The sequence below is a fragment of the Bradyrhizobium altum genome (assembly GCF_020889705.1).
Classification (GTDB): Bacteria; Pseudomonadota; Alphaproteobacteria; order Rhizobiales; family Xanthobacteraceae; genus Bradyrhizobium; species Bradyrhizobium altum.
In genome coordinates this window covers 1-20,881 of record NZ_JACMYP010000164.1, presented here as the reverse complement: position 1 = coordinate 20,881, position 20,881 = coordinate 1, and the positions used below count along the sequence as shown (strand labels likewise).

Annotated in this window: 22 protein-coding genes; 11 read left to right on the top strand and 11 right to left on the bottom strand. The window is 60.7% G+C overall.

The genetic code is table 11. The features are described 5' to 3' along the window. From H8B02_RS31290 to H8B02_RS31280, 3 genes are all read left to right on the top strand, one after another. Nucleotides 1-293, top strand: a 293-nt coding sequence (locus H8B02_RS31290) for an EamA family transporter (protein WP_229169758.1), incomplete at its 5' end; no start/stop codon positions are given. Between the two features lie 99 nt (nucleotides 294-392). Further along, a complete protein-coding gene (locus H8B02_RS31285; RefSeq protein ID WP_229169757.1) occupies nucleotides 393-1,265 on the top strand; it encodes a bifunctional helix-turn-helix transcriptional regulator/GNAT family N-acetyltransferase in 873 nt (290 codons plus the stop codon). Nucleotides 1,266-1,334: 69 nt separating this feature from the next. Beyond that, a complete protein-coding gene (locus H8B02_RS31280; protein WP_229169756.1) occupies nucleotides 1,335-1,832 on the top strand; it encodes a peptide deformylase in 498 nt (165 codons plus the stop codon). Between the two features lie 128 nt (nucleotides 1,833-1,960). On the opposite strand, the gene H8B02_RS31275 is transcribed toward H8B02_RS31280, so the two are convergent. Then, entirely contained in the window at nucleotides 1,961-3,223 is a 1,263-nt protein-coding gene (locus tag H8B02_RS31275; protein WP_229169755.1) for a serine hydrolase domain-containing protein, read from the bottom strand. 187 nt (nucleotides 3,224-3,410) lie between these two features. Further along, the gene (locus tag H8B02_RS31270) at nucleotides 3,411-3,884 is read right to left on the bottom strand and encodes a VOC family protein (protein ID WP_229169754.1); all 474 of its coding nucleotides are present in this window, start codon (nucleotides 3,882-3,884) and stop codon (nucleotides 3,411-3,413) included. A 272-nt stretch (nucleotides 3,885-4,156) separates the two neighbouring features. Between H8B02_RS31270 and H8B02_RS31265 the strand changes: the two genes are divergently transcribed. After that, on the top strand, nucleotides 4,157-4,810 hold the full coding sequence (locus H8B02_RS31265; RefSeq protein WP_229169753.1) for a glutathione S-transferase family protein: 654 nt from the start codon (nucleotides 4,157-4,159) through the stop codon (nucleotides 4,808-4,810). A gap of 60 nt (nucleotides 4,811-4,870) precedes the next feature. Here H8B02_RS31265 and H8B02_RS31260 read toward each other — a convergent pair whose 3' ends face one another. Beyond that, nucleotides 4,871-6,064, bottom strand: a complete 1,194-nt coding sequence (locus tag H8B02_RS31260; RefSeq protein WP_229169752.1) for a serine hydrolase domain-containing protein — start codon at nucleotides 6,062-6,064, stop codon at nucleotides 4,871-4,873. A 389-nt stretch (nucleotides 6,065-6,453) separates the two neighbouring features. Between H8B02_RS31260 and H8B02_RS31255 the strand changes: the two genes are divergently transcribed. Further along, nucleotides 6,454-6,690, top strand: a complete 237-nt coding sequence (locus H8B02_RS31255; protein ID WP_229169751.1) for a hypothetical protein — start codon at nucleotides 6,454-6,456, stop codon at nucleotides 6,688-6,690. A 231-nt stretch (nucleotides 6,691-6,921) separates the two neighbouring features. Here the strand turns inward: H8B02_RS31255 and H8B02_RS31250 are convergent, their stop codons facing one another. Then, on the bottom strand, nucleotides 6,922-7,818 hold the full coding sequence (locus H8B02_RS31250; RefSeq protein ID WP_229169750.1) for a LysR family transcriptional regulator: 897 nt from the start codon (nucleotides 7,816-7,818) through the stop codon (nucleotides 6,922-6,924). 289 nt (nucleotides 7,819-8,107) lie between these two features. Here H8B02_RS31250 and H8B02_RS31245 point away from each other — a divergent pair, with 289 nt between their 5' ends. Together H8B02_RS31245 and H8B02_RS31240 are read left to right on the top strand one after the other, a co-directional pair. Beyond that, complete coding sequence (locus tag H8B02_RS31245) at nucleotides 8,108-8,842, top strand: SDR family NAD(P)-dependent oxidoreductase (RefSeq protein WP_229169759.1); 735 nt, start codon at nucleotides 8,108-8,110, stop codon at nucleotides 8,840-8,842. Nucleotides 8,843-8,883: 41 nt separating this feature from the next. Beyond that, complete coding sequence (locus tag H8B02_RS31240; RefSeq protein WP_229169749.1) at nucleotides 8,884-9,483, top strand: NADPH-dependent F420 reductase; 600 nt, start codon at nucleotides 8,884-8,886, stop codon at nucleotides 9,481-9,483. Between the two features lie 166 nt (nucleotides 9,484-9,649). Here H8B02_RS31240 and H8B02_RS31235 read toward each other — a convergent pair whose 3' ends face one another. Continuing rightward, nucleotides 9,650-10,303, bottom strand: coding sequence for a glutathione S-transferase (locus tag H8B02_RS31235; protein WP_229169748.1), 654 nt, complete (start codon nucleotides 10,301-10,303; stop codon nucleotides 9,650-9,652). Between the two features lie 114 nt (nucleotides 10,304-10,417). Between H8B02_RS31235 and H8B02_RS31230 the strand changes: the two genes are divergently transcribed. The 4 genes from H8B02_RS31230 (at nucleotide 10,418) to H8B02_RS31215 (ending at nucleotide 14,482) form a co-directional block, all read left to right on the top strand. Beyond that, nucleotides 10,418-10,981 (top strand): TetR/AcrR family transcriptional regulator, encoded by a 564-nt coding sequence (locus H8B02_RS31230; protein ID WP_229169747.1) that lies wholly within the window; start codon nucleotides 10,418-10,420, stop codon nucleotides 10,979-10,981. 200 nt (nucleotides 10,982-11,181) lie between these two features. Continuing rightward, nucleotides 11,182-11,418 (top strand): hypothetical protein, encoded by a 237-nt coding sequence (locus H8B02_RS31225; protein WP_229169746.1) that lies wholly within the window; start codon nucleotides 11,182-11,184, stop codon nucleotides 11,416-11,418. Nucleotides 11,419-12,182: 764 nt separating this feature from the next. Continuing rightward, nucleotides 12,183-13,790 carry an RNA-directed DNA polymerase gene (locus H8B02_RS31220; protein WP_229169745.1) on the top strand — a complete coding sequence of 536 codons (1,608 nt, stop codon included), beginning with the start codon at nucleotides 12,183-12,185 and terminating at the stop codon, nucleotides 13,788-13,790. Continuing rightward, nucleotides 13,787-14,482 carry a hypothetical protein gene (locus tag H8B02_RS31215; protein WP_229169744.1) on the top strand — a complete coding sequence of 232 codons (696 nt, stop codon included), beginning with the start codon at nucleotides 13,787-13,789 and terminating at the stop codon, nucleotides 14,480-14,482. The genes H8B02_RS31220 and H8B02_RS31215 overlap by 4 nt, the downstream gene beginning before the upstream one ends. A 9-nt stretch (nucleotides 14,483-14,491) precedes the next feature. On the opposite strand, the gene H8B02_RS31210 is transcribed toward H8B02_RS31215, so the two are convergent. The 6 genes from H8B02_RS31210 to H8B02_RS31185 all read right to left on the bottom strand — a co-directional run. Then, the gene (locus H8B02_RS31210) at nucleotides 14,492-15,361 is read right to left on the bottom strand and encodes a hypothetical protein (protein WP_229169743.1); all 870 of its coding nucleotides are present in this window, start codon (nucleotides 15,359-15,361) and stop codon (nucleotides 14,492-14,494) included. A 448-nt stretch (nucleotides 15,362-15,809) separates the two neighbouring features. Further along, the gene (locus tag H8B02_RS31205) at nucleotides 15,810-16,172 is read right to left on the bottom strand and encodes a hypothetical protein (RefSeq protein WP_229169742.1); all 363 of its coding nucleotides are present in this window, start codon (nucleotides 16,170-16,172) and stop codon (nucleotides 15,810-15,812) included. 148 nt (nucleotides 16,173-16,320) lie between these two features. Then, entirely contained in the window at nucleotides 16,321-17,109 is a 789-nt protein-coding gene (locus H8B02_RS31200) for a 3-hydroxybutyrate dehydrogenase (RefSeq protein WP_283842263.1), read from the bottom strand. Nucleotides 17,110-17,140: 31 nt separating this feature from the next. Next, nucleotides 17,141-17,932 carry an acetoacetate decarboxylase gene (locus H8B02_RS31195; RefSeq protein ID WP_229169740.1) on the bottom strand — a complete coding sequence of 264 codons (792 nt, stop codon included), beginning with the start codon at nucleotides 17,930-17,932 and terminating at the stop codon, nucleotides 17,141-17,143. Nucleotides 17,933-17,962: 30 nt separating this feature from the next. Further along, entirely contained in the window at nucleotides 17,963-19,114 is a 1,152-nt protein-coding gene (locus H8B02_RS31190) for a DUF3734 domain-containing protein (protein WP_229169739.1), read from the bottom strand. Nucleotides 19,115-20,032: 918 nt separating this feature from the next. Then, on the bottom strand, nucleotides 20,033-20,881 hold an 849-nt coding region (locus H8B02_RS31185), incomplete at its 5' end, for an efflux RND transporter permease subunit (protein WP_229169738.1).

The following is a 20,881-nucleotide window of genomic DNA, read 5'->3' as shown; positions in this document are numbered from 1 at the left end:
CGAGCGCGCTCTGGGCCGTCGCGACGGGCACGCCATTTGCCGCCGACGTCTCGCTCTCCTATTTGACCAGCTTCCTCTATCTCGCCGTCGCCGCGTCCTGCATCACCTTCATGCTCTATTTCGAGCTGGTGCGCCGGCTCGGTCCCGGCCGCGCCGCCTACACGCTCGCGCTGGTGCCGCTTGTCGCCCTCGTGTTGTCGGCGCTGTTCGAGCACCTCGTGCTGGGCTGGCCGGTGCTCGCCGGCGCCGCCGCGATGCTCGCCGGCAACGTGCTGGTGCTGGCGCGCGGCTAGGTTCCAGCAATATCCGGCTCGCAGCAGGTTCGCACCGGCTCCATCAACGGGATCGGCCGCCGATTGACGCCGCGACGATATCTGACTAAAGTCAGATATATGCTCGACCGGGTTTCCCGCGTCCGCCGCTTCAACCGTGCCGTGACCTCCGCCGTCGGCGCGCTCGACACCTCGTTCCTCGGCCGCGGCCGGCCGCTCGGCGCGGCGCGGGTGCTGAATGCGATCGGGCACGGCCGCACTGACGTCGGCGACATCAGGGATTATCTCGGGCTCGATTCCGGCCTGATGAGCCGCCTGTTGCGCAGTCTCGAGGACGAAGGGCTGATGGAGACCACGGCGCATGGCGACGATGCGCGCCGGCGCATCGCCAAGCTGACGGCGGCGGGCAAGCGCGAGTTCAACGCCTATGAGGCGATCTCCAACCGGCAGGCCAAGGATTTTCTCGCCCACCACACCCAGCGCGAGGCGCTGCTGGCGGCGATGGATCTGATTGCCTCGGCGCTCGGGCGCGACGGCACGGCGCTGCACGAGATGGACCCGCGCAGCGACGAGGCGCGCTATTGTCTCGGCGAATATTACGCCGAGCTGGCGCGGCGCTTCAAACAGGGTTTTGACGTCAAACTGTCGCGCGACCCTGACGCGAAGGACATGGTGCGGCCGCGCGGCAGCTTCATCGTGGCGATGTCGGACGGCCTGCCGATCGGCTGCGTCGGGCTGAAGGGCAGCAGCTGTGAGTTCGCGGAGATCAAGCGGCTCTGGGTCGCACCTAGCGCGCGTGGGCTTGGCCTCGGCCGCCGCCTGATGGACGCGGCCGAGAAGGCCGCGCGCGAACTCGGCATCGCGGTGCTGCGGCTCGACACCAACAGCGCGCTGGCCGAAGCCGGTCAACTCTACCGCCGGAGCGGCTGGACCGAGATCCCGCGCTTCAACGACGACCCCTACCCTGATCTGTTCTTCGAGAAGCGCCTCTGAGCGGCGCGGCCCACGCTGCCGCCGCATCGGCGTGTTGTCCGGCGCGATGCGCTGGCCTAAGACGCTAATATGACCATCCGCCCCATCGTCCGCTATCCCGATCCGCGGCTTGCGCTCCCGGCTGAGCCGGTGAGCCTGTTCGACGACACGCTGCGCGAGCTGGCGGCCGACCTGCTCGAGACCATGCATGCGGCACCAGGCATCGGCATCACCGCCCCGCATATCGGCGTGCCGCTGCGGGTCGTGGAGCTCGAGCTCAACGCCAGTGAAGGGCCGCGGACCTATGTCAATCCGGAGATCATCTGGACCTCGCCCGAGATGATCCTGCACAAGGAAGGCAGCGTCTCGATGCCCGGGGTCAATGACGAGGTTGAGCGGCACGCGCGCGTCCGCATCCGCTATCAGGACGTTTACGGCAACGTGGAGACCGAGGAGTCCGACGGGCTGCGCGCGGTGTGCCATCAGCACGAGATCGATCAGCTCGACGGCGTGTTCTGGATCAGGCGGTTGTCCCGCCTGAAGCGGGAGCGCCTGATCAAGCGGTTCGAGAAGCTGTCGCGGGGCTAAGCCTCGTAGCCCGCATGAGCGAAGCGACATGCGGGATAATCTGCACTTGGCGGATGGAAGAGCCCCGGATATCGCTTCGCTCATCCGGGCTACACGTCCTGCGCGACTGACCGAAGCTCCCTGCGTCTCTACCCTCCCGCCATCAAATCCTTCGCCAGCGCCATATAGGCCGGCAGCGTCACTGGGTCGTTGGCAGCGTTGCCGGCGGCGTGATGCGAGGCGTAGCGCGCGATCACCATCTCGGCCTTCGGATCGATATAGATACCCTGGCCGTGCACGCCGCGCGCCATGTAGGCGCCGTGCGCATTATGCGTTACCCACCACTGATTGCGGTAGGAGGCGCCGGGCAAGGTGGTGTAGCCGGCCGGCTTGAATTTTTCGGGATCGCCGCCGCGCGCGATGTCCTCGACGACCGTTGACGGCACGATCTGGCGGCCGTCGAAGCGGCCGTGATTGCGGATCGTCTCGCCGAAGCGGGCGAGATCGCGCAGCGTCGTCGACAGCCCGCCGCCGCCGCTTTCGGTGCCGATGCGGTCGACGTGATAATACGCATCTTCCTCCGCGCCCATCGGCGCCCAGATCTTCTCGGACAGCAGGTCCGACAGTGTCATGCCGCTGGCGCGCCGGCAGATGAAGGCCAGCACGTCGGTGTTGATGGTCTTGTAGGCGAAGGCCTTGCCGTGCTCGCCCTGCCTCTGCTGCGCGCAGAGGAAATCGAAGATGTTGGTCGCGCCCTCATAGCCTGCCGGGATCGGCGCCATGCCGTTGGCGCGCCGCAGCCCCCACACGTCGGAGTTCTTGTCGGTATAGACCTCGGTGTATTTGAGGCCCGTGGTCATATCCATCACCTCGTGCACGCGCGCATCGCCGAACGCGCTTGCCTTCAGCTCCGGTGCGTAGTCGGTGACCGGCGCCTGCGGATCGATCTTGCCCTCGGCGACCAGCATACCGGCGAGCACGCCGGTGAACGACTTCGTCACCGACATCGCGATATGCGGCTTGTGCGGCCTCAAGGCGCCGAAATAGCGCTCGTAGATCAGTTTGCCCCGGTGCAGCACGGCGATGCCGTCGGCATAGCTCTCCTCGAGCATGCGCGCGAACGTCTGCGGGCGGCCGTCCATGGTCACCGACGCGGACGCGCCGATGTCGTGGTCCTCACGCGGCAGCACCGACGCCGGCCCTGCCCCGCGCCAGACATTCACCGTCGGCACCAGCTGGCGGATATTGCTCCAGGCCCAGCGCAATTCGGGGAAGCTGCGGAACGAGCCGTCCTGGAATGCGATCGTCTTGTCCTGCGGCGGCGGAAAGCCCTGCATCCAGCCGAGCGTCTCGGGATCGCTCTCGGCGGCGGTGGGCGTTTGTTGCGGAGTGGCGGCGGCTGCGACGGACATCAAGGCGGGCTCCAGAGCTGCGATGCGAAATCCGTATCACGCGACGGCATGAGACACATCCCGCGTTTGCGCCGGGGTGACCGGCGCCGCGAGCGCAGGCTGCAGCGCGAATAGTTGCGCGACCGCGCCACCAGCTTGATCCGACACATGACTGTCGAGGCCGGGCCAAATCATTCCACCAAGCGGATTACGCTGCAGCCGCCCGCGCGATCGCGGCGATATCGATCTTCTTCATCGTCATCATCGCCTCCATCGCGCGCCGTCCTGTGGCGCGATCGGATCCGTTGACGAGCTCGAGCAGCCGCCGCGGCGTGATCTGCCAGGTAAATCCCCAGCGATCCCGGCACCAGCCGCACGGCAATTCCTTGCCGCCGTTCGAAGTGACCGCATTCCAGTAACGATCGGTCTCCTCCTGGCTGTCGGTGAGCACCATGAAGCTGACCGCCTCGTTCGGCGTGTAGTTGGAGCCGCCATTCAGCCCGACGAAGCGGCGGCCGAGCACGGTGAACTCCACCGTCAATTCATCACCCTGCCCGATTCCGGGTATCGGCGAGACATGCCCCGCATCGACATGGCTGTCGGGAAACGTCGCAGCATAGAATTCCGCCGCTGCGCGCGCCTGGCCCTGATCGAACCAAAGGCATGTGACGAGATCGGTCATTTGCAGTCTCCTGGTTTATGCGAAGGACGCTTGGCGAAGACGCCAGCCGACAGCACGGCGACAGGCTTATGAAAATAATTTGCAGGATTGGTGTTTGTCACAGTTCCGCCGCTAGACGCACAGTGTCGTCCTGGCGAAAGCCAGGAGGAACTCGGGAGACCCATAACCGAGGCGGGCTCGCGAAACGCAGTCGAAAGATTCCAGGATCGGTTGTCGTGAAACGCACCGCCCGCTCGTCCTCGGGACACCCGGCAACGACATGGAGAGAAACGATGACCCCCACCATCACCGCCTTCGAACGGTCACCCGATGGCGGCAAGGGACTGGCGCGCGATACGCGCGTTCGCTGGGCGCTGGAAGAAGTGGGCCAGCCTTACGCGGTTCGTCTCGTTTCGTTCCAGGCGATGAAGGAGCCGGCGCATCTGGCGCTGCATCCTTTCGGCCAGATTCCGACCTATGAGGAAGGTGATCTCGCGCTGTTTGAGACCGGATCGATCTTGCTCCATGTCGCCGAGCGTCATGCGGGCCTGCTCCCTGATGATGCCAATGCCCGCGCCCGCGCAATCACCTGGATGTTTGCCGCGGTCAACACGGTGGAACCGCCGATCCTCGAACTCGCAACCGCCAGAATTCTGGAGAGCGACAAGCCATGGACCAGGGAGCGCATGCCTCTGGTCGTGGATCGCGTCCGCGACCGGCTGAAGCAGCTCGCCGCCCGCCTCGGCGATGCCGACTGGCTCGATGGCAAGTTCAGCGCGGGCGACTTGATGATGGTGTCGGTGCTGCTCAGGCTGAGAATGTCGGGCATTCTCGACGAATATCCGAACCTCTCGGCCTACGTCGCCCGCGGCGAAGCGCGGCCGGCTTATCAGCGGGCTTTCGACGCTCAGCGGGCGGTTAACACGGGTAAGCAACCGACCGGCTGAGGTTTGCGAAGCGGCGTCCATCCCAGATCAAGTCCGGGACAGGCTTCGCTCGAAAACGCGCTAGTCGAATGGCTCGGGTTCTGCCAGCGGCTCGGTCAGCTCGAATCCTGGATGAAGCCGCGAGATAATCTTTAGCGCGGTGCTGCCGGGTGCCATCCCCGCGGGATGCACGCCCGACGCATCGAAATACTGGTTGCTCAGCACCGCCACACCGCATTGCAGTTCCGGCACAACGATCACGATTGCCTCGAACCCGCCTTTGCTCGTCGCTCCGTTCTTGGTGAAGACGGTATAGCCCTGCCGGTCGGTGGTGATTTGCCAACCGAGCCCCATGGTCACGCTATTCGTCGCCCCGCACACGGGGAATGTCCCTTGGCTCTTCTGAGTGAGCGCGATCTGTGGCCCGAGCGGCCCTTTCGGTGCCTCGATCTGCGCGGCAAGAAACTTGAGCATATCGTCGCCGGTGGATTTCAGATCAAAGGCCGAGCCGCCGGTCGGCGTATTGCCGTCGAAAACGATCGGATATGGCGGTTGGGTGCTCTTGCTCCAATGTCCGATACATCCCTGCGCGATCAGCCATGACGGATCGACGACAGCACCCGTTTGCTTCATGCCGAGCAGACCGGTGACGTACTTGGCCAGCATCTCGTTGTAGTTATGGCCTGTGTCTGTCGGAAACATCTGCGTGACCGCGAAGCCAAGCGTCACGAAGCCTATATTGGAGTACTGCCAGCAGCCTGGCGGCGGCGTATCGTATTGATTCCACCAGTTGATGACATCGGTGGGAGGCAGTTCATCCGCAAACAGGTTCTTGCTGTAGTCAGACAAGCCGTTTGGCTGCTCCGGCATGCCGGACGTGTGCGTGGCGAATTGCCAAAGCTGGATGGCGTCCAACACGGTCGTTCCCACCGGTTCCGGACTGAAGCTGTGGCCGTAGTTCAGCCAATAGCCGACGTTGTCATTAAGAAAAGCCGCGCCCGCGTTGACAGCATACGCCAGCAATGTGCTGGTAAACACCTTGGTCACCGATCCGATCTCGAACACCGTGTCTGTCGTGACCGCAAATGGCGTGGGCGAAGAGCCGGGCACGCCTGACAGTCCCTTGGGATAGACGTAGCCCTTGGTGCCGAACGACTTTTGGTCGTAGACCGCGATGCAGCAGCCAGGCGCGTTGCTGATACTGAGATAACTTGCGGCCGCCTGCTGAACGATCTGTGCCGGACTTGTCGTCGCTTCGATCATTTGGTCGCTCATTTCGCCCTCTCCCAGTGAAGATGCACGATGTTGACCTTTGGTTGTATACTCTCATACGATTTCTCCCAGCGCGAGTGAAATCACCGTTACTGTTTGTTTCAAAGTTCGGTCATTGGAAAGTTCGTGCGGAAAGCAGCGTCATCATTGTCATCTCGCCCGCTCATTCTCATGGAGCGATGGCGGATCGAAGAACGCCGGGCTAGAGGGGACCAGCGAACGCGGAACCCGCCATCGCGAGCACAACTTCAAGACGCGCCGGATGACGCTTCGAACCCTCACGCAGCGTTGAGCCAGCGTGAGCAAGGATTGCATTTAAGTGTGCCCGTTCAGCGCACATCCATCTGACGAGGCCAGGCTCCTTGGCCCCATAAGCAAAGCGGAGAAACTCAATGACGAACGTCAAACTGTTGTCGGCTGCTTTCATCGCGGTTGCCATGATCGCGACGCCGGCGATGGCGCGGGAAACGCACGCTGTTTCCCGGCATGTTGCCGAAGCCATTGCCGCCGCGCCGGCCGAACCCGTCTATGTCGATGGGCGCGCCTGCGTTCCGGCGCCACGTGTCGGCTCATTCGCGACTGCGCCCTGGACCGGCGGCAATGTCCCCTGCGAACCGGGTCCGTATTGATCGCGCCGCGCGCACCGAACGGACCAGCTGCTGTTAGCTGTTGAATCCGCTCGATACGCGATCGCGACAGATTACCGAAAACACCAGCTCGTAGAGCGGGTCAGCGATCGCCTAACCCGCCTTACGGGCTGATGGAGGAGCCCCGGATATCTCTGCGCTCATCCGGGGTACGATCACTTGACGATGCGGTGGATTGCGCCTCGTCAACTCCCGCCGCCGACCTACCGCGCGTCAGTCGCGCGAGATGGACAGTCCCGCGAGAAGCGGCGCGTACGCGGCGAGCCTGCGGGATACGAACTCGGTGAAGAGCCGCACGCGCTTCGTCTTGCGTGTCTCCCCCTGTGTGAGAAGCCAGAGCGTTCCGTACATGTGCAGGCCGGTGCCCGGCACCCTCACCAGCAGGGGGTCGGCATCGCCGACGAAGCACGGCAGTGTCGTGATCCCGAGCCCTTGCCGCACCGCAACGATCTGCGCCCCGGCGTCCGTGGTCCTGAATGGAACCCCCGCGGTGCGAACCTCACCCTCGCTGGCCCAATCCGGAATTCCATGAATGCTGATGACGATCCACCGGATGGGATCAGGCGCGCCCGCACGCCACGCGGCCAGTCGATCGCGGGACATGTAGACGCCGCCGAACAACTCCGGTCCCTTCAGGCCGTGAAGATTGAGCGGCAGGGTTTTGCGGTCGTAGACGACGCGGATCGCGAGGTCGGCCTCTCGGTTGGTCAGATTTGCCAGCTCGCCGGACGACAAGATTTCCATCTCGATGTCCGGATGCAGACGCGCGAAATCGGCGAAGTCCGGCATGAGCAGGTGTGTCGCAAGCGGCGGTGCCAGCGTCACCCGCAGAAGCCCGCGAACGCTCTGGTCGCGCCCGAAGACGCGCGTCTCCAGCAGGTGCGACGACGCTTCCATCTGCTCCGCGAACTCGAGCACCTCCTCGCCCGCAGCCGTCAGGCGGTAGCCCGAAGGCAGCTTCTCGAACATGTGCACCCCGAGGCGTTCCTCCAGCTGGGCGATACGTCGCAGCACGGTCGAATGGTTCACACCGAGGCGCTCGGCGGCAGCCCGCACCGAGCCTCCGCGCGCGACGGCCAGAAAGTAGCGAACGTCATCCCAGTCGATCATGGTGCAATCCGGCACCGCGGGGTGTGCCTTCCAAAGCCCGTGTCCAATACATCAAACGGCATCCCGTATGTGGGTAGCACGGGCAGTTATCATAGCCCATGCCGACAGGCGCAGCTCAATTCCGAACGGCGGACACCCATCGTCGCGGCTGGCGTCGTCGTCCCGCCGGATCGATTTCGCACCACCGATGTGCGCGCTTCCGCACTCAACGCCTGATGCCCGCGGACCCATCTCGAGGTTCTCGGGGAGCCTCCCCGAACGACCAAAGACGGAGTTTGAAGGAGAAGTCATGGGAAAGCTTGAGGGTAAGGTTGCAGTCGTCACGGGTGGATCGAGCGGCATGGCGCTGGCGAGCGCCAGGCGGTTCGTTGAAGAAGGCGCCTATGTTTTCGTCACGGGCCGAAGGCAGGAGGCACTCGACGAGGCCGTCAGGCTGATTGGCCGGAACGTGACCGGTGTGCGCGGCGACGCGGCCAATCTCGACGACCTCGACCGTCTGTTCGACACGGTCAAGCGGCAAAAGGGCAGGATCGACATCCTGTACGCGAGCGCCGGCATCGGCGAAGCCGTCCCACTGGGCGAGATTACCGAGCAGCATTTCGATGCGACCTTCGGCCTGAACACGCGCGGCACGCTGTTCACGGTTCAGAAGGCGTTGCCGCTGTTCAACGATGGCGGATCGATCTTCATGACCGGGTCAGTTGCTTCGGTGAAAGGTTTTCCTGGCTACGGCGTGTATGCGGCGAGCAAGGCGGCATTGCGCTCATTCGCGCGCACCTGGCTCAACGAACTGAAGGGCAGGAATATCAGGGTGAACGTGCTGAGCCCGGGGCCGATCGCCACACCGATGCAGGACCAAGTTCTCACCGAGGAGGCGAAGCGGATTTTCGAGTCCCTGATCCCGCGGGGAAAAATGGGTCGTCCCGAGGAAATCGCGGCGGCCGCGCTGTTTCTCGCTTCAGACGATTCGAGCTTCGTGAATGGGGTGGAGTTGTCTGTCGACGGCGGCTTCTCGGCGATCTGAAAGGCCGGGGAATCAATATCAACACGGATCGGAGAAGTATCATGAGCTATGCGATTGTAGGATTCGGTGCGATAGGCCAGGCCCTCGCCCGCGCCTTCGCCCGAAAGAACATCAAGGTGGCCGTCGCGAGCCGCCGGCCGCCCGAGGCGTTGGCGCCGCAGGCTCAGGCGATTGGACCCACGGTCGTCGCCAAGTCGCTGCGGGATGCACTCGAGGCCGACACCATCATCCTGGCGGTCCCGTTCGGGGAGCATCGCGAGGTTGCGAAGGCCCTGCCGAGCTGGAAAGGCAAGACGGTCATCGACGCGATGAACGCGTTAGTTCCCCTTGAGGAGCTCGATGGTCTCCTGTCCTCCGCCTTCGTCGCGAAGGCGTTCACCGGCGCCAAGCTCGTGAAAGGTTTCAATCACCTGATTGCAGCCAAGCTGGCTGCCGATCCGATCGTCGAGGGCGGCCACCGGGTGATCTTTCTGTCTGGTGACGATGAGGACGCGACCGCTCCCGTGGCGGCCCTGGCCAAGCAACTCGGGTTCGCGCCCGTCAAGCTGGGAAAGCTCAACGAGGGTGGCGCGCTGGTGCACGCACGCGGCCGCGTCTGGGGCCAACTCATCTTCCAGGATTTGTTCAAGAAGGAGCAGTGATCGATCTACAAGCGTGTGATTTGGCCTGAGAAGCGACTGGCCCGCATGAGCGCAGCGATATACGGGAGACGACAACGCGACGTGCTGATCGGAAGCACCCGGATGTCGCTGCGCTCCATCCGGGCTATGCATGCCGATCCGCCGCCCTTGCGCAAGACGATCTCAATCAAGATGCCTTGGTCGGCTCGGACATCGTTATCCGGTTCTTGACGCTAGGACGCTCCTGCATCCTTGCGTACCATGCCAGAAGAGCCTCGCACTCCACCGGCACCGGCACGTTCACGAGTCCCGCGAAGATCAAGCCGCCGATGAGGGTGATATCGGCCATCGTGAACGCGTCGCCGGCGACGAACGGCTGTCGTTTCAAGATGCCGTCAAAGTAGTGCATCCCCCTCAGCGCCTTGTCGCGCTGACGGAATCCCCATTCGGGGTTCTGATAGATCTCGACATGCGGCCCAAGACCCGGCGTAGCGTGGTGGAAATAGACACTGATGGCGTCGAGCAATTCCAGTTCGGCGCGCTTGCTCATCATGTGAATCAGGCCCTTTTCCCGCGGGGTCCTGCCGGTCAGCGTCGGCGCGCCATCGAGCGCATCAAGGTACTCGGTAATGGCCGTGCACTCGCCAATAAAGGTCCCGTCTTCGAGTTCGAGCACCGGCAGGGTGCCGGAGTAGTTCTTGGCGAGGAATTCGGGCTGCTTGTGCTCGCCCTTGTAGAGATCGACCAAGACGAACTGCACCTGCGACCGCAGGTTCTTCTCGGCCAGGGCGATGCGAACCCGGGCCGGATATGGACCAGTCGGCCAATCGTAAATCTTCATCACGACTCCTATTTTGTCTACCTGTCACTTGGTAGGCCCGATATGAAGACTTCCAATCCAGCTGGTCAAGCCCTACCTATCACTTGGTAGATAACGAAGCAGTGAGGCGACGAAGTGAGTTCAAGCGCTCGGGAGGCCATCTTGGCGGCAGCAAAGCGGACCGCGCAGGCGCGCGGCTATGGCGGCTTGAATTTTCGCGATCTCGCGGACGCAGTCGGGATCAAGGCTGCGAGCATCTACCACCATTTCCCGAGCAAGGCCGATCTCGGCGTGGCCGTCGCGCGGCGCTACTGGGAGGACACCGCCGCTCAACTCGAGGCGATGCTGGCGGAAACGGCCGATCCTGTCCGCTGCCTGCATCGATATCCCGATGTGTTTCGCAAAGCGCTCGAGAGCAACAATCGCATGTGCCTTTGCAGCTTCATGTCCGCGGAAGTGGACGACCTGCCGGACGAAGTGAAGAAAGAGGTCCGGACCTTTGCCGACGTCAACGTGGCGTGGCTCAGCAAGCTGTTGGTGGCCGCGCGTCTGGTCACTTCGAGAAAGAGCGAACAGCGGGCCCGCGCCATCTTCGCCGCCATCGCCGGCGCGCAGCTCATCGCCAGAAGCCGCTCCGACATTTCGCTCTACGACTCGACGATCGACAGCTACCGCGCCGCGGGTCTTCTGCCAGCATAGCGAATAGCCCGCATGAGCGGTAGCGATATGCGGGACACCGCGGGACGCGCCCCTTAGATCGCTTGGCTCATTGCGGGCCACGCCTGCTCACGCAGCGTTGAGCCTGCGTGAGCGAGGATTGCATTTAAGTCCGCCGTTGCCACGCACACTTATCTGACGAGGCCAGACCCCATGGCCCCAAAACAAAACGGAGAAACCCAATGACGAACGTCAAACTCCTGCCGGCTGCTTTGATCGCGGTTGCCATGATCGCGTCGCCGGCAATGGCGCGTGAAACCCACGCCGTGTCCCGCCACGCCGCCGAGGCGAGCGCCGCCACACCGGCCGAGCCGGTCTACGTCGATGGTCGCGCCTGCATTCCAGCACCGCGCGTCGGCTCATTCGCCACCGCGCCCTGGACCGGCGACAATATTCCCTGCGAACCGGGTCCGTATTGATTGCGCCAGCCGCTGAGCTGACGCAACCGCCCCACCACTAGGCCGCAGCATTCACGATTCAAACAGCGTAAACGTCCGCGATCTCGCGACATGATCTGTCCGAGCCGTGCGGTTCGTTCCGCCCTCTCTGAAACAGAGGGCGCAGGGAAGACCGGGTGCCGATCGCACCCATGGGCCCCGTGCAATAGGTAGAAAGCACGGGGGTAGGACCACAGGTGTAACCGGGAACAACCCGGCCTTCCCTGCGCGATGGTTGTGCGGCTTACTTCGTGCTCTCCCCGGCGAGACTGGGTTTTGTTGTCACCGCCTTCGCAACGCGCATCGCGCAATGCGAGAGGACACCTACCACTAGGGCGTCAGGACCACACGACTTCGCCGTCCACCTCACGCGCACTCGTCAGTCGCGCATTCAGCGTCCACCGCATCTCGACCCGCGTTCGTGACGATCGCGATCCGCCCCTCGTGTCGGGTGAGACGCACATATTGAACATCTGAGTTGGGTGAAACGCCAAGCGGAATATTTTCTTATCGCAAGATTGACAGGTTTTGCTGAGTTGCCCGTCGGGGTGATTTGTCGCAGGTGGCGGAGCGGGATTTGATTTGCGTACATGACAAATTAGCCCCGGAGCCTCGATAAGCGACGCGTCGCCATGCTTGCCGGACCGAGCCAATTAGACGACGCGGTAGCGGCGCTGCCCGGAATCAACCACTGGTGAATCGACACCTCATCTGCTAGCGCTGTGCGTGGCTGGGGAGGATGAGTGGTGGAGCAGTTCTATCGTAGAGCGATCCGAAACATCGTGCGGCATGGGGACACGGACATTTTCCCATTCCCAATTGAAAATCACGTACTGCATGATCTGCCGGATCGAGCGGTCGAGATTCTAACGAGACTCGATATCGACGTACCCCGGAGCCTAGCCGAGTATCCTCCAATGAATGTCGGAGCGCTTGCCCCTGTCGGCTATACGGGCTTTCGCTGGGCAATGCAGATCGACCCCATCTGGAACGTAGCTTACCTAAGCTGGGTTCTGTCTATCGCGGACCAGATCGAGGCCGCGCGAATACCACTGGAGCGTCAGAGGGTCTTCTCGTATCGATACCAATGGGACGAGGAACAGGCGACGTGCTTCAATAAGCAAATCACGTGGAGAAACTTCATCGACCATGCCATTGAAAAAGCCGCCTCCAACAGCTTCGTGGTGAGCTGCGACATTTCGGAATTCTATCTGCGGATAAACCATCACCGCATTGAAAACTCAATCCAACATCTTCCCGACGCCGCTTATGCCATTTCCCGCATTAAAGCATTCCTATCAAATTTATCCGGAACCTACTCGTTCGGAATACCAGTCGGTGGCCCGGCCTCTCGTCTAATCGCAGAACTCGTACTCGCACAAATCGACGGCCTACTGCTCTCTAACGGCGTCGATTTCCTAAGATATGCAGATGACTACTATATTTTTTCAAACAGTCCGGATCAGAGTTTCAAGTCCCTGGTAACGCTGACGCGGTTGTTGATCGACAATCAAGGCCTTCAATTGCAGAAGGCAAAGACAAGAATCATGTCTTCAGCCGAGTTCATAGCAAGCAATCCGCTGGTCCATGACGACGAGGAAGTCAACGTGGCCGTTCCGCTTGGCGCAGCACGTCAAGCGATCATGTCTATCAACGTGCACTACGATCCGTATTCACCAACTGCCACTGAAGATTACGAAGCGCTACGGGAAGAACTCGATCGCTATCCAATCATGGAACTCATTCGCGCGGAGATCAAGAAATCTCGGGTCGATATCACGTTGGCGCGCCGCCTGATTACGATCTGCAAGCATCTTCAGGGCGCACTTCTAGAGGATGCCATCAAGACACTCGTTGAAAACGAGGAAATACTCTATCCGGTTTACTTCAACGTACTCATGACGACAAAGGATGTGTTTGATCGGCTCGGGCAAGAGACTCAGGATTTTATCCTCAATCACTTGAGAAAGCTGATCGACGATCAATCTCGTGTCATGGTCGTCGATCTAAATCTTCAGTATGCAATTCGTGTCTTGTCTTTGAAGTACCATGACAAGACTAGGCTACTTTTGGCTGCCTTGTTCCGCTCAGACCGGAATGGAGCGATCAAACGAGACATCATTCTTACACTTGCACGATGGCGAGACTGGCATTGGTTGTCGGACCTTAAAAACCGCTTTCGGCAACTGACCGATGTCGAAAGGCGCGGATTCATCATCGCCAGCTTCGGACTTGGTGACGAAGGCGAGCATTGGCGACGGCACTTGCGTCGAGAGTTTTCGCCAATGGAGGAACTTGCGCGCGACTGGACAAAGCAAAAGCACGACGTCGGTAACTGGCAGATACCGTTATGATCTCGGAGCTGAGATTCGCAAAGGCCTACAACTCGCTGTGGCGCAGCTTAGCTCCTACAATGGAGCTTTTCGTCAGAAAGGCCAATCAGCGCCTTTACGAGAGGCACTGGCCGCAGCTCGCCTCGAATGCTGCCCCTGGGACACGGGCACTAATTAATCAGGTCGCATTCCGCTCAGTTGTCAATGCTGTCGCCGCCGACATCTCGTACGAACGAAGGATACGCTTTGTAGAAGATAGAAATAACCTCGCGGCAACGGAGGAGAGCTTAACCGGACAACGCTTTCTGTCCGCAACGGACTTGGACGAGTCCTCTGCTTTGGCCAAGCGCATGTGTACACACCTCTTTCGCCTAAGACAGGATCACGTCGTTTTCAACCCACGATACGAGGGCTGTGGGATTATCAATGCCTGCTTTGGCGACGCAATCAGCGACAATGAGCACATCATTGAGTTGAAGGATGGAGATCGGCCGTTCCGGTCATACGAGTTTCGACAGGTCACCATATACGGAGCGCTGCACCTCAACAGCACCGGACGACTACCCCGGGCTCTCGCCGTCATAAACTCCCGACGAGGTGTGAGCGTCGAACTACCAATCGACGCCATGGCGGCTGAGGTAGCCGGACAATCCGGTTACGACTATCTCCGCGAGGTGATCCGAGTAATCTCTGATGTCACCATCTCACCCTAAGTTGCCCCGTTACCCTCGCCGGGGCTCGCTGGCATAGTACTCTTCCATCGCGAGATGATCGTAGTAATGCTCGCGACGGAGATCTTCTATTTTTTCGCGCATCCGCCCTACGCACTCGGGGCAGGCAACGCGCTCCATGCCGTAGTCATTTTCTAAGCGCATCACGCCCTCGTCCATCGAATATTCAAACTCATCGCTAATGTCCTCCAAGTCCGACTCGAAACTCTCGGTGCCGCACGACGGACACTCTACGATCGACTCTTTGTGATGACAGAAGCAACATTGCTGCTCCTCGACAACAAACATGTCTTCGACACAGGAAGGACAACACCACACTGTGAGGTGACCACGGGACTTCATGTACTCCAACGCGCGAGCCATCAACTCCGCACGGGCGCGCACAAGTTTTATGATTCTTGCATGCTGATCTTCGTCGATAAACTCAGATGTATCGAGACTCAGATGCAGACGATAGAAAAAGATCATAAAGCTGAATATTTCGGCGAACTTCAGCTCGATATGTTCACGCAAATGATCGAATTCAAAGTGCGTAAGTTGGTTGCGCAACTCGAACGCCTTCTCGATCTTATTGGCCTCAGCATCAGAGATCGGCATATTGCCGATCTTCGGATTACGTAGCCGAGCTAGCGCCGCCCTCAAGGTGACGGTTCGATCTCCTCGATCAATGTTCTCATAGATGAACGTGGGATGTATGCGCCTGAGGCGCTCCTTAAACGCCAGTTCCATGGCCTGAACTACATGGACAATAGCAAACTTCCAGTGCTTCGTTTCCAACGTTTCATGCTGCGCATACGCGACAGCCTCTCGGAAGTACGAGATGCTATTGTTCAATAGATCAAGCTTGTGCGTCCCAGTCATTAGCACCTTCGACGGGACGTAGGCGGCACGTGCTCAGCGCCCCCTACTCCCACTCAATCATTTAGGAAGACGTTTCCGCGTTGATTTCCAAGCACAAATCCTTAGAGCTGACGGTCTAATCCCGACGGTATACCCGCCCAATTTTTTCGGTCTTGAATTCACAGGAAAATTTGGGTGGCTCTGAGGTGATGGCACTTTCAGCAAGTATCGGAATCGATTGACGCAGTAGACATATACCAAGCCGGAACAGCCTCCTCTTGGCCTCTCTCCGATTTCTGCCCGATACCGTCACTGGTCACTTGGACCGGCCATCATTGGCCCGGTTATCGCCACAGCGGCCCTCTCCGCCAAGTCGCAGTCTGCCCGCCAGCGTCATGGGCGACCGGGGTGACGGCGCCAGCACCGTGAGCCACAGACAGTTTTGCAGGCTAATCCCGTCGATTGCAACCTAGTTGCTTCGTTGCGCGGTCCAATATCCCGAGCAGCGCCCACCCGCTGCGTGGCCGCTCCAGGTCCCCCGGCCGGCGTCTTGCGTCAGCCTTCCCGAACCTGATGCGTATTTGTCGTGGACCGTCACCGACGCGCGAACCGCGCCCGATCTTCCGACATAGCCGCTGAACTTCACCAGATTGGGATGCGTCACAACACCGTCGTTTATGTTCACCGAGAAATTGTAGGTCGGATCGCAGCTTCCGCGTTGTGTAACGAAGGTGAGATTCCAGGGACCGTCGTAAGAGGTTCGTGCTTCGGCGGCAGTCGCCAGGACAAGGCAGGCACAGCCAACGACATTCGCAATCAGTCGCTTGTTCATGATCTTCTCTCCAGAGGGATTGGTTGACGTGCAGTAGGGCAGTCGTGGATGTCGGGTATTGTTGTCTTCTTCTGTGGGTCTATCGCAATTGTACGTCGACCATCTTCTTTCACTGTGCGTTTCAAGAGCCAGCGCATTTCGGCGGGCCCTACGTGGCCGTCCAACCGCCGTCGATAGAAAAGTTGGCGCCGGTGATCTGCGCGGCGTCTTGGCTGCACAGGAATAGCGCTAGCGAAGCCACCTGTTCAACCGTGACGAATTCCTTCGTCGGCTGGGCCGCGAGCAGGACATCGTTGATCACCTGATCCCTATCCATGTTGCGGGCCTTCATCGTGTTCGGGATCTGCTTCTCCACCAGCGGCGTCCAGACGTAGCCGGGGCTGATGCAGTTGCAGGTGATCTTCGACCGGGCGAGTTCCAGCGCCACCGTCTTGGTGAGTCCCACGATGCCATGCTTCGCGGCGACGTAGGCCGACTTGAAGGGAGATGCGACCAGCGAATGCGCCGAGGCCGTAGTGATGATACGGCCCCAGCCTCGTTGCTTCATGCCAGGAGTAACGGCACGGATCGCATGGAATGCGGCGGAGAGGTTGATTGCGATCACTGCGTCCCACTTTTCGACCGGAAAATCCTCGATCGGCGAGACATGCTGGATGCCGGCATTGTTGACGAGCACGTCCACGCTCCCAAACGTCCTCTCGGCGAACGAGATCATGTTGGCGATTTCCATCGGCTCGCCCATATCGGCGGGCGAATAGATAGCCTTCACTCCGAAATCTTTCTCGATTGCAGTCCGCGTATTTTCGACATCGCCCGGTGCCCCAATCCCGTTAAGCACGATGTTGGCGCCCCCGCTTGCGAATGCCCGCGCGCACCCAAGGCCTATTCCGCTTGTCGAACCGGTCACAACGGCCGTCTTGCCCTTCAGAACACTCAATTCACTCTCCTTCTGTTGCATGCCTTCATGTTCAGCCGACCAGATCGGTCTCGCGGACTTCGAGGAGACGTCGGCTTGGCTGTTGGAGGTAGTCATGCACGACCTTGCCCAGCCCGAGCGTCAGATCGGCCAGTATGTGAACCGCGGACACCACCTCGAGAACTGGCAGATCAGCTACGGGTGCCAACGCATGAGGCGTCAGATGGAGCGCCGCCGGTCCGGTCCACGCGCCCTTGATCGTGACATCCTCGAGATGATATTCGACCAGTTCACAGATGCGTGGCGTGCCGTCGACGTGTGGAATGATCTTGAGAAGGAAGTTCGGCTCCTTGAGAGCGGCTTTGACTTGCGTTAGGTCGGCCGCGCGGTGCTTGTATCCCGTCGTGCCGGTTGCTACCCGCAACGGACCGTAATCAAGAGTGCCGATGAGCGTATCGACTTCCGTCCGCAGCGTCGGCTGAGCCAGCTTTTTCGGAAAGCCCCAGAGCTCCCGGCCGCCGGCGATCGGCCCCTCATCGTTCAGGAACATGCAGTGGGTGTAGCCGCCCCTGCGACCGCCGAACGACACCGGGATGACTTGGCCACTCTCGGTGTAGTCGCCGAAACCACTCGAATCCGGCATGCGGATGAATTCGTACTTGACCAGCGCCTCGCGTTCGTCAAATTCGAGCGGAGCGGGAACAACCGAATGTAGCTTCGCCGGATCGGTGCGATAGGTGATGACAAGGTATTCGCGGTTCACGAACCGATACGGCCCCGGCGCATAGGCCGGATTTGTGAGCGGCATCGCAAATGCCCGCTTCAGAACTTCATTTTCGCGCACTTCAACTCTCCTGTGACTGACCGGCTTGGCCTATTCGCGACCGTCGTGCTCAAGATCGAACGTGGCGACGCCGTCCGCACTGGTCGGGCGGGCCAGCACCTCGGGATGACGAAGGGTGCGCAACGCATCGTGATAACCGGCGCGCCAATGATCCTGCATCGAGAGGCGAGAAAATTCGTAGTCCTTGGAGTGGCCTTCGTAGTCCCGCGCGCGATAGATCAGGTGGACGAGGCTGTGCACGTTGTGAGAGGCAGCGGTTCTGAGCAGCCTGACGTCCTCTTGCTCGCGCAGATCTTCAGGCAGCCCGTTCAAGAGAGCCGCCAAGTCTCGCTGCAGTCGGTGCAGGCTTTTGAACTGGTCCGTGCTTGCTCGCGTGCGGCTCGAGTATTGAATCTCTTTTTGGCGCGTAATGACGTCGGCCATATTGCGCGGAATCTGGCCGCGCGCGCTCCAGAGATCGACCTGAAACACAAGCGTGTCCTGACGGGCTCCGCACTCGATCACCCACTGCAACGGAGTGTTGGATACGAGGCCGCCGTCCCAATATTGTTCGCCATCGATTTCGACCGCCGGAAAGCCCGGCGGCAGCGCCCCACTCGCCAGGATATGCTCGGGCCGAATCGTATGCGTGGCAGTGTCGAAATAGACCAGATTGCCGGTCCTCACATTGACGGCGCCTGCGCTGAACCGGGTCATACCAGCGTTGATACGATCGAAATCGACGAGGCGCTCCAGTGTCGTCTTCAACGCGCTCGTGTCGTAGATACTCGTAGCAGCAAGCGTTCCACCGGCTTGTAGCCATGGCGCCATTGGCCGCGCAGAAAAAAATCCGTTCGCGCCAAACACCGCCGCAAAGCTTGCATTTACCTGATTGAGAAAATTGCGGGTGTGATCGCTGTTCATCAAATCGGTGAACGGTGCGTCCAACGTCACCTGCGTCCAAAACTCCCGAAGCCGGTCAACTCGGGAATTGGGCGGATTGCCCGCGATAATTGCAGCGTTGATCGCTCCAATCGAAATTCCGGCAATCCAATCGGGATGGATGTTGGCTTCAGCCAAGGCCTCGTAGACGCCTCCCTGATAAGCCCCCAGAGCGCCGCCGCCCTGTAAGAGCAACGCTATGCAATCGAATGGCAGACGCCGGTCAGCGGTCGTGAGGTGTGGTTGGGGCTGAAAGTTCATGGTTCTGTGCTCTTGGTTTGCGATTGCTCAGGCCTGCCCTGCGTTCTGTCCGGGACAGGTCACTGCGGTTTCACGATCCGAACCTTAATATACTATACCGTATAGTTTATTATTTGTCCTGTCAAGCTAGGCCATTCACAAACTCGTGCTGCAACTGATTGAGGGCCCACCCTCGTCGTTGGATTTTTGGCCGGCCTCGCACTCGGAATTGAATGCGAAGGCTCAAAGCTGTTGCGTGTGGTTCCCAACCGGCACGCTGACGCAGCGCCAAAGTGTGCCGACGTCACGCAGCCGCGGTGAACGAACCGGTCTCGGTCAGTAGCACCAGCGACGCCAACGCACTTACAATGTTCACCGCAGAGTTCGTAGGGTGAGATACTTCCCGCCCGCTAGTTGCATACGCGAACGCGTCTGTGGCTCCTGTAAGCGTAGTAGCAGTCGCTATCGGAATAGTTGCCATCGTTCGAGCTGCCATAAGCATAGCCGGCATAGGCTCCAGCGGCGTAGGCTGCACCATAACCGTATCGTCGCCTGCCGTAGCTATGGCTGAAGCTTCCGTAGCGGCCGTAGCTGACTGATGCAGAGCGAGCCTGGACCGCGCGTGCAACCGCGGGTCCGTCACGACCGCCGGCGCGAACGCCGCCAGGCGCTCTTAGAACGCCGCTAGGACCAGCGCCGGCGCCAAGGCGAGGAGCCGGACCGCCGAGGCCGGCATGGGCCGCGCCACCAAGCCCCAAGGGAGGTGGACTAGCGAATGCGGGAGGACCTCCGGCCGCGATCGGAGGAGGACCGCCCGGCCCCATGGGAGGAGGACCGGGGAATTGCGCAAACACCGCAGTCGGTGCCAACGAAATCGTTGCGAGCGTTACGCTGACGGACAGCGTCAAGAATTTCTTCCTGGACATTGTAGTCTCCGTTTTAGATTTGCGTTTCAAGGACCGGCACCGGCGCGGTCGGCGCGAGAGTCGAGTTCGACGGATGGGTGTCGTGCGCCAGGTCAACGGCCTCTTGCACTGGCCGGCCATCGTCGTGTTCGGGGTGGATCCGGAACCACGCCACATAGAGCGCCGGCAGGAACAAGAGCGTCAGCAGCGTGCCGACGATGATGCCGCCCATCATCGCGTAGGCCATCGGGCCCCAGAAAATCTCGCGCGCAATCGGAATCAGCGCGAGACTTGCGGCGGCCGCGGTCAGCAGGATCGGCCGCATGCGATGCTCGGTTGCTTCCACAACGGCGTCCCAGGCCGGACGCCCCTCCTTCCTCAGATCTTCGATCTGCACGATCAGAATCACCGAGTTTCTTACCAGGATGCCGATCAGCGCGAGTACGCCGAGGATGGCGACGAACCCGAGCGGCGCGCCGCTCGGGAGCAGGGCCATGACGACGCCGATCACGGCGAGCGGGGCGACCGCGAACACCAGGAACAGGCGGTGGAAGCTCTGCAGCTGTATCATCAGGACGGTAGCCATGACGAAGAGCATAAGCGGAACGACGGCAACGATCGGCGACTGGCTCTTGGCGCTTTCCTCCACGGAGCCGCCGATCGCCACCGAATAACCCGCCGGCAGTGCCTTGCTAAACTCCGCCACCTTCGGCGCCAACTCGTCCATGATCGTCTTCGGCTGGACGCTGGTGACGATGCCGGCCTTTAGCGTGATCGTGGGAATCCGGGCGCGGCGCCAGATCGTCGGCTGCTCGATCTCATAGCGCAGATTGGCCACGGCCCCGAGCGGCACCGACTGCCCGCCCTGCCCGCTCAACTGCAG

Coding starts and splice junctions, on each gene's coding strand:
- H8B02_RS31255 (WP_229169751.1), top strand. CDS start 6,454: ATGACGAACGTCAAACTGTTGTCGGCTGCTTTCATCGCGGTTGCCATG.
- H8B02_RS31265 (WP_229169753.1), top strand. CDS start 4,157: ATGACCCCCACCATCACCGCCTTCGAACGGTCACCCGATGGCGGCAAG.
- H8B02_RS31285 (WP_229169757.1), top strand. CDS start 393: ATGCTCGACCGGGTTTCCCGCGTCCGCCGCTTCAACCGTGCCGTGACC.
- H8B02_RS31270 (WP_229169754.1), bottom strand. CDS start 3,884: ATGACCGATCTCGTCACATGCCTTTGGTTCGATCAGGGCCAGGCGCGC.
- H8B02_RS31235 (WP_229169748.1), bottom strand. CDS start 10,303: ATGAAGATTTACGATTGGCCGACTGGTCCATATCCGGCCCGGGTTCGC.
- H8B02_RS31225 (WP_229169746.1), top strand. CDS start 11,182: ATGACGAACGTCAAACTCCTGCCGGCTGCTTTGATCGCGGTTGCCATG.
- H8B02_RS31260 (WP_229169752.1), bottom strand. CDS start 6,064: ATGAGCGACCAAATGATCGAAGCGACGACAAGTCCGGCACAGATCGTT.
- H8B02_RS31275 (WP_229169755.1), bottom strand. CDS start 3,223: ATGTCCGTCGCAGCCGCCGCCACTCCGCAACAAACGCCCACCGCCGCC.
- H8B02_RS31190 (WP_229169739.1), bottom strand. CDS start 19,114: ATGAACTTTCAGCCCCAACCACACCTCACGACCGCTGACCGGCGTCTG.
- H8B02_RS31215 (WP_229169744.1), top strand. CDS start 13,787: ATGATCTCGGAGCTGAGATTCGCAAAGGCCTACAACTCGCTGTGGCGC.
- H8B02_RS31240 (WP_229169749.1), top strand. CDS start 8,884: ATGAGCTATGCGATTGTAGGATTCGGTGCGATAGGCCAGGCCCTCGCC.
- H8B02_RS31280 (WP_229169756.1), top strand. CDS start 1,335: ATGACCATCCGCCCCATCGTCCGCTATCCCGATCCGCGGCTTGCGCTC.
- H8B02_RS31245 (WP_229169759.1), top strand. CDS start 8,108: ATGGGAAAGCTTGAGGGTAAGGTTGCAGTCGTCACGGGTGGATCGAGC.
- H8B02_RS31250 (WP_229169750.1), bottom strand. CDS start 7,818: ATGATCGACTGGGATGACGTTCGCTACTTTCTGGCCGTCGCGCGCGGA.
- H8B02_RS31210 (WP_229169743.1), bottom strand. CDS start 15,361: ATGACTGGGACGCACAAGCTTGATCTATTGAACAATAGCATCTCGTAC.
- H8B02_RS31205 (WP_229169742.1), bottom strand. CDS start 16,172: ATGAACAAGCGACTGATTGCGAATGTCGTTGGCTGTGCCTGCCTTGTC.